Below are 14,932 nucleotides of genomic sequence, written 5' to 3'. Positions count from 1 at the left end.
AGAGGGCTCCAGAGTAGCTGGCTGCCACCGCTAACGCCGGCACTTGACACTTGTGTGACACGCGGATCGCAGTGCGGCGATCCTACACACCTCTTCCCCTGTCATCGCATCGTCATGACGTTGTCATCAGGCCGCTCGAAGAGGTACGCCCGCCCTCGACCTATCGGATGTAGCATGGCCGGCAAAACGCTCTCGGTTCAACCGACCATCGACCCTTCGGCGAAGCTGCATGAGACCAGGCTCGGCACCTATACCGAAGTCGGCGCGCGCACGATCCTCACTGAAGTCACGATGGGCGATTACTCCTATGTCGTGAACGACGCCCAGATCACCTACACCACCATCGGAAATTTCTGCTCGATCGCGGCGATGACCCGCATCAATCCCGGCAATCATCCGATGCATCGCGCCACGCAGGCGCATTTCACCTATCGTTCCAGCGCCTACTTCGAAGGCGAGAGCGACGACACCGAGTTCTTCGACTGGCGGCGCCAGCATCACGTCCATATTGGCCACGATGTCTGGATCGGCCATGGCGCGATCGTGCTGCCCGGCCGCAACATCGGCACCGGCGCCGTGATCGCGGCCGGCGCCATCGTCACCAAGGACGTGCCGGCCTACACCATCGTCGCCGGCAATCCGGCGCGCATCGTGCGGCGGCGGTTCTCGGAAGACGTCGCCGGCTGGCCCGGCTCGCCTGGTGGGACTGGGATCACGACAAATTGCGTGAAGCACTGCCCGATTTCCGCAAGCTCGGGATTGAAGATTTCCTCTCGGCATATGAAGCACGGGCAAGCTCCCTCACCCGTTCCCCTGCCAGCAAACGAAGCGCGGTCGCTTGACAGACATCTTCCTTGAGGGCGGCCGGGCCCTGATCGGCTCCGAGCTCGTCGAAACTTCCATTCTCGTGTCCGGCGCGGACATTGCGCAGGTCGATGCCTCTCGCGGCCGTGCGCGGCTGGCCATCGATGCGCGCAACTTGCTGATGCTGCCCGGCATCGTCGATCTGCATGGCGATGCCTTCGAGCGCCAGATGATGCCGCGCGCCGGCGTCGACTTCCCGATCGACGTCGCGCTCGCCGACAGTGACCGCCAGGCGATCAGCAACGGCATCACCACCGTCTTTCACGCCACGACCTGTTCGTGGGAGCCGGGCCTGCGCAGCGCCGGCAATGCGCGCGCCCTGATGGAGGCGATCGAGCGGCAGCGCCCGCAATTCGCCGCCGATACCCGTTTCCACCTGCGGCACGAGACCTACAATCTCGATGCAGAGGCCGAGATCGGCCAGTGGTTCGCCGAGGGCCGCGTCGACCTGTTCGCCTTCAACGACCACATGGACGGCACCGTTGCCGACATGGCCAAGCCGCGCAAGCGCAACCGCATGGTGGAGCGCACCGGCCTCTCGGGCGAGGAATTCGACCGGCTGGTCGAGCGTGTGCTTTCGCGGGCCAGTGAAGTGCCGGCTTCCGTGTCGCGGCTTGCCGCAACTGCTCGCGCAGCCGAGGTGCGGATGCTCTCGCATGACGATGCGACGCCGGCGATGCGGCAGGCGTTTCGCGAGCTGGGCGCTGACATCGCGGAGTTTCCGATCAACGAGGAGACCGCGCGGGCGGCTGCAAGCCAGGGCGATGCCATCGTCTACGGTGCGCCGAACGTCGTGCGCGGCGGCAGCCATACCGGTTGGACCCGGGCATCCGACATGATCGCGAAGGGGCTCTGCTCTGTGCTGGCGTCGGACTATTACTATCCCGCGCAGCTGCTCGCCGCGTTCCGCCTTGTCGCCGACGGCGTGCTGCCGCTGCCGAAGGCCTGGGATCTGGTCTCTGCGGGACCAGCGCGCGCGACCCGCCTTGCCGATCGCGGCGTGCTCGCAGAAGGATGCCGCGCCGACATGCTGCTGGTCGACGACAGCGTGCCGCTGCGGCCGCGGCTGATCGCGGTGGTATCAGGCGGAAAGCTCGTGCATCTCACCGATGCGACGCGACTGCTCGCTGCGGCGACGACGCCGCGCGAGGCTGTTGTTGCGGCCTGAACCGGTTATGCTCGGGCGATGACAGATTTTCCCCGCTACGCGATCTATTTTGCCGCCGGCGCCGACAGCGCCCTCTCCCGCTTCGGCGCCAAGCTGCTCGGCTATGATGTCTACACCGGTGAGGAGATGCCGTTCCCTGCCGACGCATCGCGTGTTGCGCCGGACTGGCGCGACGTCACGGCCGATCCCCGCAAATACGGTTTCCACGGCACGCTGAAGGCGCCGATGGCACTGGCGCCCGGCAGGACTGAAGCCGAGCTCATCGCAGCCTGCGCCGCCTTTGCCGGCAAGGCGCGGCCGATGCCGTCAATCCGTCCGGTCGTCGACTCCATCAGCGGCTTCATTGCGGTGATTCCGACCGAGCCCGTGGGTACGCTCCAGCAACTTGCCGCCGATTGCGTCCGCGAATTCGACGACTTCCGCGCGCCCATGACGGCGGAAGACCGCGCGCGGCGCAAGCCCGACAAGCTCACCGAGCGGCAGCGCGACTATCTCGACCGCTGGGGTTACCCGTACGTGATGGAAGAATTCCGCTTCCACATGACGCTGACGGGACGGCTGAATGCGGAACGGCGCGGGCCGATCCTGGAGATGCTGCGCGCGAGGTTTGCGGCGCTCGGTCTCGATACGCTGGCGATCGACCGGATCGCGCTGTTCAAGCAGGATGATGCCAGGGCGCGCTTCCGCTTTGTCGGCGAGTGGGCGTTGGCGAAGTAGGCCTCAGCGCCAGCTCGCGAGATTGAAGGCGAGCGCCACGGCGCCAACCAGAATGAGGCTGGCCGCCCAGATTGCATCCAGATTGAACCAGCTTCGCGCGACGAACCTCAATCCCAGATAGCGGTAGACCAGCCACGCCAGACATCCGCCGGCACTGACCATGGCGACAACGTGCACGAGGGACACCAGCACCGCCATCCCGAGACTTGCCTTCATCAGCGCGCCCGCCGCCTCATGGCCGGCATCGAGCTCGAAGGCCTGGCAGAGCCCGAGATAGATCGGCACGAGCATCAAGGCCGCGCCGTGAGCAATGGCAACGGCGAATGACCAGAGCGCCAATTGCGTTGGCGGAATTCGTGCCAGCGTGCGCGGATGGCGTCGCTCGATCAGCCGATAGACGCCGAAGCCGATGACGAGAAGACTCGCGCCAAGCTGGATCGAACGCTGCCACTGCGCCAGCACGAGCAGGAACGCGAATGGCAGCAGCACGAGAAGTGTTGCCAGGAGGTGCCCGGCCGCCAGAGCCCACAACGCGCGGAACAGCGCGCGCGGGCTCTTGTCCATGAGCCCGGCCGACACGGCGAGCGGCCATCCCATTCCCGGATTGACGCCGTGATAGAGACCGCTCGCAACAAGAGCGAGCCACAGCCAGCCGAGCGGCCAACTCCCGTGCTGCCAGCCTAGGCCGACGGGTAGCAAAAGGAGTCCGTCGAACAATCGCCGCCCTCCAGCCTGATCTGGTGCGCACGATATCCGTCGGGGAAGCTCACGAAATAGTCCTTGGCGAGCTCGAGGCCGCCGTCGCGACCTGCATTGGCCATGACTTCCACGCCCGGAACTCCATCGGGATAAAATTGGTCATCCCAGGTGGAATACAGCGAATTGGTCCAGTACACGCGCTTGCCGTCGCGGCTGATCTCGACCATCTGCGGACCGGCCGCAAATGCCTTGCCGTTCGGATGGGGGGTGCGGCGCGCGATGCCGCCGATGTGAACCGAGCCCGCAAGCTTCGGCTTTCGCGGATCGCTCACGTCGTACTGGCGCATTTCACCCGTGCCCCAGCACGAGACATAGAGAAACCGGTCATCCATCGACAGGTCGATGTCGGTCACCAGCGGCGGCACGGCGCCAAATCCCTGCAGCAGCGGCGGGAGCTGCTCCTTTGGCGCGGGCTCGGGCGGAATCGTCGCCGTCTTCTCCGCGTGGAATTTTCCGCCTTCGCGCCACCAGGTCCAGATCGATGCTTCGAGGTTGGTGGTGTCGACCACAACGCCAACGAAGCCGTATTCGCGAACCGGATCGTGCGCGGGCCGCACCTCCAACGCCATCTGATGATTGGCGCCGAGGTCGATGGTCTGCACGTTGCGACGGGCGCGGAGATCCCAGAAGTGGAGACGATGGCCATATTTGTTCGCCAGCAGGTCTTCCGCGACGATCCCGTTCTCGAACTGCGGCGGCAACGCCCATTCGCTCGTCACCATGTAGTCGCGCGGCAGGTTCCACCAGAAATCATAGTGCAGTGTCTGCGGACCGCGGTCGATCTCCCATCGTCCAAGGACCTCGAACGTCTCGCAATCCATGATGAAGACGCCTGGAGGCCCGTTGGTGCCGTCCTTGCCGCCGCCGCCCAGCGTGCTCACATAGACGCCGTCCGGCCCGCAATGGATGGTATGCGGCCGCGAGTAGCCGGTCTTTTTGAAGATTTCCTCGGGCTCGATGATCTTATGGATTTTGGCTTTGGTCGGATCGGGCTTGGTATCGATGATGTAGATCCGCGACGAGCGTATCCCGGGGATGATGAGATAGCGCCGCTCGATGAAGGCATGTCCGGCGAGCGGCGACAAGGCGGAGGAGCAGGCGTTCCAGCCGAAGTGATGAAACTCATCGCCCTTGTTGGGCATCGTCACCGTGTGGACGATTTGGCTGTAGGTCGGCGATCCCGGCTTGACGTCGATGACCGCGAGAGCATCCGGCTTTGAGAAATCCGGACTGAGCAGCAGCGTGTAGGCAAAGTTCTCTGCAGGTGCTTCCATCGCCAGCTTGGGCGATGCGTGAAAGGTGGGATCCGGCCTCATCGTCATGGCACTGCCTCCCTGTTTCGTCGGCTCGCTCCAACCTGGCTCGGAATAGCGGCATAATGAAGAGCTGCTCAGCGACGTCTTGAGAAGCTCCGCGGACCTGGTTGGCGAGCGTGCAAGGAGCGTACAATATGTCATCGCCGGACTGCGGGAAACCGCGCGAACCGCGCTAATTCGACGCCCTCAGCCAGACGGAAGCCGGCGGGATCAGGCCAGCGCGCACCTCACACTCGGCGTCGCCCCCGCGAAGGCGGGGACTGCCGAGAGACCTGGCGACTACCGAGTGGGTACGGCGCTACTTCCCCCACCGCAACGCCAGCGCATCCCGCTCCTTGGCGAGCTCCAGCAGCCCTGCCCGCGTCGCCGGGTGCAGCGGCTGGAGCGGATGCCGCACGGCGTCCGATTTGATCACGCCGCCGGCCTGCATCATGGCCTTGCAGGCGATCAGGCCGCATTGGCGGTTCTCGTAGTTGATCAGCGGCAGCCAGCGCTCATAGGCGGCCTTTGCCTCCTCACGCTTGCCGGCGAAATAGGGATGGATGATCTGGCGGATGCCGTCGGGATAGCCGCCGCCCGTCATCGCGCCGGTGGCGCCGGCGTCGAGATCGGCGAGCAGCGTGATGGCTTCCTCGCCGTCCCACGGGCCTTCGATATCCTTGCCGCCCGCCTCGATCAGGCTGCGCAGCTTTGCAGCCGCGCCCGGCACCTCGATCTTGAAATAGCGGATGTTGGCGAAGTCGCGCGCCAGCCGCGCGAGCAGCTCGACCGACAGCGGCGTGCCCGCCACCGGTGCATCCTGGATCATGATTGGAATGTTGATCGCGCCCGAGAGCACCTTGAAGAATTCGACGATGCCCTTCTCGGGCACGCGGAAGGTCGCGCCGTGATAGGGCGGCATCACCATGACCATGGCGGCCCCCGCCGCCTCCGCCTGCTGGCTGCGCGCCGCGCAGACGGCCGAGCTGAAATGCGTGGTGGTGACGATCACGGGAACCCGGCCCGCGACATGCTCCAGCACCGCATGCATCACGGTTTCGCGCTCGGCATCGGTGAGCACGAACTGCTCGGAGAAATTGGCGAGGATACAGAGACCATTCGAGCCCGCATCGATCATGAAATCGATGCAGCGGCGCTGGCCCTCGAGGTCGAGCTCGCCGCACTCGTCGAAGATGGTGGGCGCGACCGGGAACACGCCGCGATAGGGGCGCTGGGCCTTGTGTGGGGTGACCGGCATCGAACTCTCCATCCTTGATACGTCTGTTGCTGCACTCCCGCAGCGCCACAGATGTACCCGCCGCGTGAAGCGGCGGCAATGCCGTTCGCGCGACGCCCAGACGGATGACGATCGAAGTTATGCGGTCTTCACGGCACCCAAAAAGCCCTCGACCGCGACGCGAAGACGATCGGCATCGCCCGACATCTTCTTCACGGATTCGGACAGCACCGTGCCGGCGTTGCCGGTTTCCTGGTTGAGTCTCGCGACGCTGCCGATGGTATCGGTGACCTCGCGGGTGCCCTGGGCGGCCTGCTGGAAGTTGCGCGAGATCTCGGTGGTGGCCGCGCGCTGCTCCTCGACGGCGGCTGCGATCGCCGTCATCTTCTCGTCGATGCCGCTGATGGCGCCCCCGATCGAGCGGATGGCGGTCACGGCCTGGCCCGTCGCGCCCTGGATCTCCTCGACCTGGCGCGAGATTTCTTCGGTTGCGGTTGCGGTCTGCGCGGCGAGGCTCTTGACCTCGCCGGCGACAACGGCAAAGCCGCGGCCGGCCTCGCCCGCACGCGCCGCCTCGATGGTCGCGTTCAGCGCCAGGAGATTGGTCTGGCCGGCGATGGCGTTGATCATCTTCACGACCTCGCCGATCCGGCTCGCGGTCTGATCGAGGATCTCGACCGTCGCGTTGGTCCGCTCGGCCTGCGACACCGCCTCGCGCGCCTCGCGGGCGCTCAACTGCACCTGTGCGGAGATCTCGCCGACGGATGCGGAGAGTTCCTCGGTCGCGGCCGCGATGGTCTCGAGATTGTTGGTGGCCTGCTCGGCTGCGGAAGAGACTGCCGCGGTCTGGCTGGTCGACTCTGATACCAGCGTGCGCACATCGGTCGCGGTGGCATCGAGCTCCCTCGCCGAAGCCGCGACACTGTGGATCACCGCCTGCACGGTGTCGTCGAAGCTGCGGCATGCGTCGTCCACGGTGCCGGAGCGGGCGAGTTGCAACGCCTGCTGCGATTCGCGTTCCTGGCCCAGCCGCTCGGCGGTCGCCGCGCTCTCGCGCAGGCTCTCGAGCGCGGCAGCCATGGTGCCGAACTCGTCGGGATATCGGGATCGCGGCACGGGCGTCGCATAATCACGGGCGCCGATTCGCGCGATGGCGTCGAGGATGGCGCGGACCGGGCGCATCAGTCGATTGCGCACCACGTAGACGCCGGCGAGGGTCACGGCGAGCGCGAGCAGAAACGCGAGCGACTGCACGATGAGGTTGGTGAGCGCCTTGGTCTGCACGGCCTCGGCACGCGCGATCGACTGATCCAGCGCCTTGGTCGCGACCCCGACAATGAGCGGGAACGGCGACTGGCACAGCGTATTCCACTCCGAAGCGGGCATCGCGGGCTTGCCGCTGCCGTCGAGATTCTTGGTGAGATCGCCGATCTGCTTCAGGACGCCATCGGTCTTGGTCTTCGCGTCCGACGCTGCCGTCACCAGCTCCGCCGTCACGTCGGGCGCGGCCAGCAACTCGGCCATGCCCGCCCAGCCGGAGGCGATCGTGCCGTCCCATTGCGCCACCGACCGCTTCTGAACGTCGTCGAGCGGCTTGCTGCTGTTGATGTTCGAGCGAAGCGACGAACAATGGACCCCATAGCGGTCGCGCACCTGCCAGGCGAAGCGGCGGACCTGGATCATGCGAGCGATGTAGGGATCGTTCATCCAGGCGCGGTTCGACACCGCGGTGGAGGCGAAGTTCGCAGTGTCGATGACCTTGGTGACGGCATCGTACCAGGAATTGGTTCGCTCCATCTTGCGCTCGGCGCGCGGAAGCCTGGCCTCGTCGTAGAACAGCTGGAATTGCGGCGCGGCTTCGTTCCAGCGCTGCTTCAGCGTGCCGGCGAGCTCGTCGCGGCGTGCGAAATCGACGGTCGAGAGTGCAGCGCTGATCCCTTCATAGCCGCCCTGCTCTGCCTTCTCGGCTTCGGCGAGTTTTGCCTTTGGATCGTCCTCGCCAAGGATGGCGCTCTGGGCATCGCCACGATTGTTGCGCAACGCGAGCACGCCATGGAAGATCGCCTTGTCGGCAGCGGCGAGCCGCGCCGTCTCGAGACTGTCGCTGTAGCGACCGAACGCTCCGAACATCTGGATCGCCGTAGAGGCGAGCGCACCGGCGGCCAGCAGGGCCATCAAGGTCAGGAGAAGCGAGCTTACCGATTTCTTAAACATTACCATGAGTCAGGGGGCCTGCATTGTACTGCCGGCCACCCTGCATCGCGACATGCCAAGGATCGGTTAAGGTTTTAGTCAAATTGCCGGAAGTGCCCGGTCTGTAAGCGCTTTAAGACTAGCGAAATCAGGCAACCTTGGTGAAGTCAGGCGGCCGGCGCTCGGCGAAAGCGGTGAAGGCCTCACGCGCCTCAGCGGTGCGCAAACGCTGCGCGAATTGCTCGCCTTCGGCCTGCATCTGCGCGACCAGCGCCTCGCCGTTGCGCATCAGCTTCTTGGTCGCAGTAAGCGCGCCGGCCGGCTGGCGAGCGAGCCGCTGCGCCAGCGCGAGCGCCTCGGCATCGAGCTTGTCGAGCGGCACCACGCGATTGGCAAGGCCCCATTCCAGCGCCGACCTCGCCGGTACGGTCTCGCCCAGCGCGAACATCTCGTAGGCGCGGGCGTAGCCGATGCGCGCCGGCATCAGCAGGCTGGAGGCGGCCTCCGGCACCAGCGCGAGGCTGACGAAGGGCGTCGACAATTGCGCGTTGTCGGCGAGCACGACGAGGTCGCAATGCAGCAGCATCGTGGTGCCGACGCCGACGGCGCGGCCCTGCACGGCCGCGACCAGCGGCCGGGTGCAGCGCGCCAGCGACTGGATGAAGCGCACGACGTTGCGGCTGCCTTCGGACTTGCCGGCTGCCACGGCGGCGAATTCGCCGACATCGTTGCCGGCGGTGAACATGTCACCCTCGCCGCGGATCAGGATCACGCGGGTGGACGGATCGAACTCGGCGGATTCGATGGTGTCGGCGAGCTTGCCGTACATCGCATCCGTCAGCGCGTTCTTCTTGTCGGGGCGCGCCAGCGTGAGGGTGAGAATTCCGTTGTTGTTCTCGATCCGGACGTGCTCGGTCATGGTTCTCTCCTTTATTCGTCGGAAGGTCTTGGAAACTTGTCCTGAATGCTGGTCAGCCAGCGCGCGACGATGTCGATCTCCGCGCTGGTAAAGCCGTCCGTCAGCGCGGCGTTGATCTGCGCCGCGTCAGTCTTCGCCTGCGTCAGCACGGTGCGCCCCTTCGGCGTCAGCCATACGCGCCAGGCCCGGCCATCCTCGCGATCGGCCCGCCGCTCGACCAGCCTTGCCGCAGCACTGCGATCGACGAGTCCGGAAATTCCGGCCGGCCCCATGTCGAGCGCCGCGCCCGCCTCGCCCATCAGCACGCCGTCCTGCTTGCCGAGGATGAACAACAGCCCCGCCTGCGCCGGCGTGACCTCGTTCTGCGGCTGCGCCGCCATCCAGCGCTGCAAACGGCGTTGCGCGACGTTCAGGAGGTAAATCAGCCGATGATGCCTCGCTGCGGCTTCTTTATTTCGCATGCGACATAGATAGCCGAACCAAACCGGATTGTCAAAGGGAGACGGCTACGCGGCGCGGCAGCCATCGAGGAACAGGGACGCGCAGGTCTGCACGCGGCGCTCGATCTGCTTGCGTGACGGCAGCGGCATGCCGCCATAGATCGCCGCGCGCTGCGGCGCCGATGCGACCATGCCGATCAGCATGCCGGCAACTTCCTCCGCATCGTCGATGGCGATGCGCTTGCGCTTGACCTGGACGCGCAGCCAGCCCGCGAGCGTCCTGACGGTGCGGGAAATGCCGTTGCTGTAGAAGTTGGCGGCGAGCTCGGGGAACGCGGCGGATTCCTGCAGCACCATGCGCTGCAGCGCCACGACCTCCGGATCGAGTGCGAGATCGGCGCAGGCCAGCAGCGCGGCACGCAGGCCCGTCTCGATATCGACCTCGTCGCTTCCTTGCAGATCGACGGCGGAGAGCAGCTGCTCGAGCCTGTCCGCGCACATCGCCTCGAACAGTGCGGCCTTGCCCGGAAACAGGCGATAGAGCGTCTTGGTCGAGATGCCGGCGCGGCGTGCCAGCTCTTCGGTGCTGGTCGCGGCATAGCCGTCGACGGCGAAGGCGTTGCGCGCTGTATCGAAGACGATCCGCCTCGTCTCCTCGTCGCTGCGCAGTTGCGGCCGCCCGCGGGGGCGGCATTCACCTGAAGGTTTTGCCTGAGCCATGCTTTTAAATGACGCCTGTCATTCCATTGACAATTCCAAAGCTAGTCGCATTTTGGAAATCGTCAAGTTTCCCAATTCAGGGGAGCCGGCCATGACCGTCCACACCACCCCATCTGCTGCGACCCAAATCGCTATTCCAGCAACCGTGCCGGAGGGCGTCCTGCCCACCACGGCAACCGGCGTCCGCCGGCAAAAACTCAATCTCCGCAAGCTGTTGCTGATGGGCGCGGCGATCGTCGCGCTGACCGGCGCGAGCTGGTACGGCTACGACTACTGGACCGTTGGGCAGTACCTCGTCTCCACCGATGACGCCTATGTGAAGGCCGACAACACCACGATCGCGCCGAAGGTCAGCGGCTACCTCGACCGCGTCCTGGTCGGCGATAACGAGCATGTGAAGGCCGGCCAGGTGCTCGCCAGGATCGACGATCGCGACTTCCGGGTCGCGCTCGACCAGGCCAAGGCCGATGTCGCCGCCGCGAATGCGACGGTGACAAGCAAGCAAGCGCAGCTCGAGGTCCAGCAAGCCGTGATCGCGGCGGCAAGAGCGACCATCGATGTCGACAATGCCGCGAAGGTTTTCGCGAAGCAGGAGAACAAGCGCTACACCGATCTCGCGGCAACGGGTTTCGGCAGCGTGCAGAACGCGCAGCAGGCGCAAGCGCGCGACGCCGGCGCAGACGCGGCGATCCAGCGCGATATCGCCAATCTCACCTCCGCCTTGAAGCAGGTCGATCTCCTCAATGCCGAGATATTGCAAGCCAGGGCCGCCGCCGCACGCGCGGCCGCACTCCAGCGTCAGGCCGAGCTCAATCTCGGCTACACCACGATCGTCTCGCCGATCGACGGCGTGGTCGGCAACCGCTCCTTGCGCGTCGGCCAGTTCGTGCAGGCGGGCACCCAGCTGATGGCGATCGTGCCGGCCGAGGGCGCCTATGTCGTCGCCAATTTCAAGGAGACGCAGCTGACCCACGTGCAGGCCGGCCAGGCCGTCGATATCGAGGTCGACACCTTCCCGGGCCAGGTCGTGCACGGCCACGTCGATTCCATCGCGCCGGCGAGCGGCCAGGAATTCGCGCTGCTGCCGCCCGACAACGCCACCGGCAATTTCACCAAGGTGGTGCAACGCATCCCCGTCAAGATCGCGCTCGATGCCGCGCACGGTCCCGCGATCGCGCTGCGCCCCGGCATGTCCGTGATCCCAACCATTGCAACACGTTCGATCGCGCCGACCGCCAATGCGGCCGCGGCGCCCAAGGCAAACGTAAAGGCGAAGCTCGTTTCCGGAGGGTCGTACCATGTCAAACAGCCTCTCACTTTCGACGCCAGCAACACCGGCCGCGACGCCTGATCCGGCAATAGCCGACCCGAACCGCGCGAGTGCCGCGATCTGGATCGCCGTGCTCGCCGCCATGATCGGCTCGTTCATGGCGATCCTGAACATCCAGATCACCAACGCCTCGCTGGCCAACATCGAGGGCGGCATCGGTACCGGCGCCGACAACGGCTCCTGGATCTCGACGTCGTATCTGATCGGCGAGATCATCGTGATCCCCCTGACCGATTATTTGAGCCGCGTGTTCTCGTTCCGCCGCTACATGCTGGCGAGCGCGACGCTGTTCGCGGCGTTCTCGGTCGCCTGCGCCTTCACCCATGATTTGCCGTCGATGATCGCGATGCGCGGCCTGCAGGGTTTTGCCGGCGGCGTGCTGATCCCGATGGCGTTCACGCTGGTGCTGACCAAGCTGCCGAAGCCGCAGCAGCCGGTGGGCCTTGCGATCTTCGCGCTGTCCGTCACCTTCGCCCCCGCGATCGGACCGACCATCGGCGGCTATCTCACGGAGAACTACGGCTGGCGTACCATCTTCTTCGTCAACGTGATCCCGACCGCGGTGATGGTGGCGGCGCTCTATCTGACGCTGGAGAAGCAGAAGATGCAGCTCGGTCTCTTGAAGGAAGGCGACTGGGCCGGCATCTTCACCATGGCGATCGGGCTGTCGGCACTGCAGGCCGTGCTCGAGGAAGGCAACAAGGACGACTGGTTCTCCTCGCCCTTCATCGTCAAGCTCGCCGTGATCGCGGCCGTCAGCCTGACGCTGTTCGTCACGATCGAGCTCACGATCGAGAAGCCGCTGATCCGGCTGCGTCTCCTGACGCAGCGTAATTTCGGCTTCGGTACCATTGCGATGACGATGGTCGGCTTCGCGCTGTTCGGCTCGGTCTACATCCTGCCCGCCTATCTCGGCCAGGCGCAAGGCTACAACGCCGAGCAGATCGGCAACGTGCTGGCCTGGACCGGCCTGCCGCAGCTCGTGCTGATCCCGCTGATCCCGAAGCTGATGCAACGCTTCGACACGCGCTATATCGCGATCACCGGCCTTCTGATCTTCGCCTATAGCTGCTTCATGAACACGGCGATGTCGCCGGACTATGCCGGCGACCAGCTCTGGATTCCGAACATCGTGCGTGCCGTGGGACAGGCCATGGTGCTGACGCCGCTGACCTCGGTGCTGACAGGCGGCATCGCGCCGCAGGACGCGGCCGCGGCCTCCGGCATCAGCAACATGTTCCGCAATCTCGGTGGCGCGATCGGCACGGCGACGCTCGCGACCATCATCACCAAGCGCGAGCAGTTCCACTCCAACATCATCGGCCAGTCGGTCACGCTCGGCCGCGAGGAAGTCCGCACCCGCATCGCGCAGATGACGGACTACTTCATGAACCACGGCGTGCCCGACCCCCACGCCGCGCGCGAGCAGGCCATCATCGCACTCGGCAAGACGGTCAAGCGCCAGGCGCTGGTGATGGGCTATTCCGACGCCTTTGCCGTGATCGGCATCGTGCTGGTGATCGCCGCGATCGCGGTGCTGCTGACGCGGCGCGTCAAAGCGGCCGGCGGCCCGGCACATTAGTCAATGGCGCGCCGTTCCTCACGGCGCGCAGGTAAAGCTCGACGCTTCCGTCACCGGCCCGCTCTTGTAACGCGGCCAGGACGGCCAGCGGCACAGCGGCATCGCGCGGAGCGTCGCGAATGTGGGCGCCTCGACCTTCTGCTCGGAGACCTCGAGATCGCCGGGCGCCTTGCCCTTCTCGACCCAGTCGACCAACGCGCTCAGCATATCGACATTGGCCGGCGCGCCGGAGCCGACATGATCGACGCCGGGGGCGGTGTAGAGCCGCGCGAATTCCGCCGTCTCGGCCTTGCCGAGCTTGCGCTCGACGCTCTCGAAATAGCGGATGCCGGCATAGGGGCTCTGCGCATAGTCGGCCATGTGCTCGAGCATGATCAGCCGGCCGCCGCGTCCGCGAAAACGGCTGAGATCGGGGTCGGTCGAATCCATCAGGCTCGAGACCTCGAGCAGCCGCACCTTGTGGTCCTCCACCTTGTAAGTGGTGACGTCGAGCTTGGGATCACGCGCGAACACATATTGAATGCCGCCGGCGCCGTAGATCCAGGCGATGCCGTTGTTGGGTGCGGGCGGCTGCGCTGGCGGCGCGCTGCCGAGCCACCACGCGGACCAGCCGCCGGTCGGACCGATCGCCGGCGTATCCTCGCCCGAGACGCCCCAGCCCGGATAGTCATCGAGGTCATTGGCGAGCACAAACGGGAATTTGTAGGTCCCATGCAGCGTGCTGACTGCCTTGATCTGCGCTTCGGTCAGGCACTGATCGCCGGCCTTGCCGGCCTCGCAGCGCAACGTCTCGACCTTGAACACGGCCTTGCAGGCCACGGGATCGTGCACCAGCGTCTTATCGGAGCCGTCGGCCTTATCGCAGGCAGTGCGCACCGCATCGGCAAAGAGCTTGACCTGCGTCGGATTGATCCAGCCCTCGCCCATGGTCACAAGGCCCGAGCGCGTACCGGCATGCTGCAGGCCGACCCAGTTGATCACGGGCACGCGGGCGAAGATGCCGTCGAAATCGTCGGGGTAACGCTGCGCCATGGTGAGGCCTTCGCGGCCGCCCTCGGACGAGCCCATGAAGTACATTTTTTCCGGCTTCTTGCCGTATGTGCGCTCCATCAGCCCAACCGCGGCGTCGCGCACCTTCTTGTAGGCACGGTGGGCGAAATTCTCGAAGGCTTCGTCATTCAGCGCGAACAGTTGCGGCGGCTCGCCTGGCTTGGACTCATGGCCGGAATCGGTGCCGTAGGTGACGAAGCCGCGCGCCAGCGGCGACGGCTTGTCGAACGGATAGGCCGGCGGCAGCCCAAGGCCGGTGATCAGCACGCCGTTAAAGCCCCCACCGCCATACTGAACGGAGCGCCCGTTCCATTCGACGGGAAGGTTGACCTGGAATTTAATCGGCGGCGCCTTGGGATCGGTTGGGTCGATGTGACCCAGCACCTTGCAGAAACCGGGATTGGCCGGCGTGATGCGCCCAGACGGCGTCGGCCCGCGCTCGGCGACAGCCAGTTGCGACGGCGCCAGCAATGTCGCGGAAACGATCTTCACGGCATCGGCGCCGCCAGCGAGGCTTTTGCAGACCATCTCCGCATCCTCCGCCAGCGTCGCCGCCGACACGGCATTCGCACTCAGCGCGACCGCCGCACCCACGAGCAATGCACACCGCTTCGCGTTCTTTCGCGTCATCGTTTCCACCCTGGCTTTCCCTATTTTT

At 65.5% G+C, this 14,932-nt stretch carries 12 protein-coding genes and 1 pseudogene; 5 read left to right on the top strand and 8 right to left on the bottom strand.

Translation table 11 applies throughout. The features are described 5' to 3' along the window. The first annotated feature begins 174 nt into the window (after window positions 1-174). From HAP41_RS05620 to HAP41_RS05610, 3 genes and pseudogenes are all read left to right on the top strand, one after another. Window positions 175-842, top strand: a pseudogene (locus HAP41_RS05620) (LbetaH domain-containing protein). Next, window positions 839-2,032 (top strand): alpha-D-ribose 1-methylphosphonate 5-triphosphate diphosphatase, encoded by a 1,194-nt coding sequence (locus HAP41_RS05615; protein WP_166104551.1) that lies wholly within the window; start codon window positions 839-841, stop codon window positions 2,030-2,032. The pseudogene HAP41_RS05620 and the gene HAP41_RS05615 overlap by 4 nt, the downstream one beginning before the upstream one ends. Window positions 2,033-2,050: 18 nt before the next feature. Next, a complete protein-coding gene (locus HAP41_RS05610) occupies window positions 2,051-2,749 on the top strand; it encodes a DUF1045 domain-containing protein (protein ID WP_166104555.1) in 699 nt (232 codons plus the stop codon). Window positions 2,750-2,752: 3 nt separating this feature from the next. Here HAP41_RS05610 and HAP41_RS05605 read toward each other — a convergent pair whose 3' ends face one another. The 7 genes from HAP41_RS05605 to HAP41_RS05575 all read right to left on the bottom strand — a co-directional run bounded on the left by HAP41_RS05605 (window position 2,753) and on the right by HAP41_RS05575 (window position 10,312). After that, window positions 2,753-3,346 carry a hypothetical protein gene (locus HAP41_RS05605; RefSeq protein ID WP_206706269.1) on the bottom strand — a complete coding sequence of 198 codons (594 nt, stop codon included), beginning with the start codon at window positions 3,344-3,346 and terminating at the stop codon, window positions 2,753-2,755. A gap of 83 nt (window positions 3,347-3,429) precedes the next feature. Beyond that, the gene (locus HAP41_RS05600) at window positions 3,430-4,830 is read right to left on the bottom strand and encodes a selenium-binding protein SBP56-related protein (protein WP_166104559.1); all 1,401 of its coding nucleotides are present in this window, start codon (window positions 4,828-4,830) and stop codon (window positions 3,430-3,432) included. Window positions 4,831-5,122: 292 nt separating this feature from the next. Continuing rightward, window positions 5,123-6,061, bottom strand: coding sequence for a dihydrodipicolinate synthase family protein (locus HAP41_RS05595; RefSeq protein WP_166104562.1), 939 nt, complete (start codon window positions 6,059-6,061; stop codon window positions 5,123-5,125). A 117-nt stretch (window positions 6,062-6,178) separates the two neighbouring features. After that, entirely contained in the window at window positions 6,179-8,260 is a 2,082-nt protein-coding gene (locus HAP41_RS05590; protein WP_166104565.1) for a methyl-accepting chemotaxis protein, read from the bottom strand. 121 nt (window positions 8,261-8,381) lie between these two features. Continuing rightward, window positions 8,382-9,152: an enoyl-CoA hydratase gene (locus HAP41_RS05585; RefSeq protein WP_166104570.1), complete on the bottom strand. Its 771-nt coding sequence runs from the start codon at window positions 9,150-9,152 to the stop codon at window positions 8,382-8,384. An 11-nt stretch (window positions 9,153-9,163) separates the two neighbouring features. Further along, window positions 9,164-9,613: a MarR family winged helix-turn-helix transcriptional regulator gene (locus tag HAP41_RS05580; protein WP_166104574.1), complete on the bottom strand. Its 450-nt coding sequence runs from the start codon at window positions 9,611-9,613 to the stop codon at window positions 9,164-9,166. Between the two features lie 45 nt (window positions 9,614-9,658). Further along, window positions 9,659-10,312 carry a TetR/AcrR family transcriptional regulator gene (locus tag HAP41_RS05575; RefSeq protein ID WP_166104578.1) on the bottom strand — a complete coding sequence of 218 codons (654 nt, stop codon included), beginning with the start codon at window positions 10,310-10,312 and terminating at the stop codon, window positions 9,659-9,661. A 91-nt stretch (window positions 10,313-10,403) separates the two neighbouring features. On the opposite strand from HAP41_RS05575, the gene HAP41_RS05570 reads away from it, so the two are divergent. After that, window positions 10,404-11,663 (top strand): HlyD family secretion protein, encoded by a 1,260-nt coding sequence (locus tag HAP41_RS05570; protein WP_166104581.1) that lies wholly within the window; start codon window positions 10,404-10,406, stop codon window positions 11,661-11,663. Next, a complete protein-coding gene (locus tag HAP41_RS05565; RefSeq protein ID WP_175618168.1) occupies window positions 11,611-13,224 on the top strand; it encodes an MDR family MFS transporter in 1,614 nt (537 codons plus the stop codon). The genes HAP41_RS05570 and HAP41_RS05565 overlap by 53 nt, the downstream gene beginning before the upstream one ends. Before the next feature lie 18 nt (window positions 13,225-13,242). Here HAP41_RS05565 and HAP41_RS05560 read toward each other — a convergent pair whose 3' ends face one another. Next, window positions 13,243-14,904 (bottom strand): tannase/feruloyl esterase family alpha/beta hydrolase, encoded by a 1,662-nt coding sequence (locus tag HAP41_RS05560; RefSeq protein WP_166104585.1) that lies wholly within the window; start codon window positions 14,902-14,904, stop codon window positions 13,243-13,245. Window positions 14,905-14,932: the final 28 nt, after the last annotated feature.

The sequence above is a fragment of the Bradyrhizobium barranii subsp. apii genome, assembly GCF_011516635.5.
Lineage (GTDB): Bacteria > Pseudomonadota > Alphaproteobacteria > Rhizobiales > Xanthobacteraceae > Bradyrhizobium > Bradyrhizobium barranii.
This window is presented reverse-complemented; position numbering and strand designations above follow the sequence as displayed.

Bases quoted from the DNA above. Each gene is read 5' to 3' on its own strand.
- HAP41_RS05585 (WP_166104570.1), bottom strand. From the start codon at position 9,152: ATGACCGAGCACGTCCGGATCGAGAACAACAACGGAATTCTCACCCTC.
- HAP41_RS05610 (WP_166104555.1), top strand. From the start codon at position 2,051: ATGACAGATTTTCCCCGCTACGCGATCTATTTTGCCGCCGGCGCCGAC.
- HAP41_RS05570 (WP_166104581.1), top strand. From the start codon at position 10,404: ATGACCGTCCACACCACCCCATCTGCTGCGACCCAAATCGCTATTCCA.
- HAP41_RS05590 (WP_166104565.1), bottom strand. From the start codon at position 8,260: ATGGTAATGTTTAAGAAATCGGTAAGCTCGCTTCTCCTGACCTTGATG.
- HAP41_RS05565 (WP_175618168.1), top strand. From the start codon at position 11,611: ATGTCAAACAGCCTCTCACTTTCGACGCCAGCAACACCGGCCGCGACG.
- HAP41_RS05575 (WP_166104578.1), bottom strand. From the start codon at position 10,312: ATGGCTCAGGCAAAACCTTCAGGTGAATGCCGCCCCCGCGGGCGGCCG.
- HAP41_RS05595 (WP_166104562.1), bottom strand. From the start codon at position 6,061: ATGCCGGTCACCCCACACAAGGCCCAGCGCCCCTATCGCGGCGTGTTC.
- HAP41_RS05580 (WP_166104574.1), bottom strand. From the start codon at position 9,613: ATGCGAAATAAAGAAGCCGCAGCGAGGCATCATCGGCTGATTTACCTC.
- HAP41_RS05600 (WP_166104559.1), bottom strand. From the start codon at position 4,830: ATGACGATGAGGCCGGATCCCACCTTTCACGCATCGCCCAAGCTGGCG.
- HAP41_RS05605 (WP_206706269.1), bottom strand. From the start codon at position 3,346: ATGGGATGGCCGCTCGCCGTGTCGGCCGGGCTCATGGACAAGAGCCCG.
- HAP41_RS05560 (WP_166104585.1), bottom strand. From the start codon at position 14,904: ATGACGCGAAAGAACGCGAAGCGGTGTGCATTGCTCGTGGGTGCGGCG.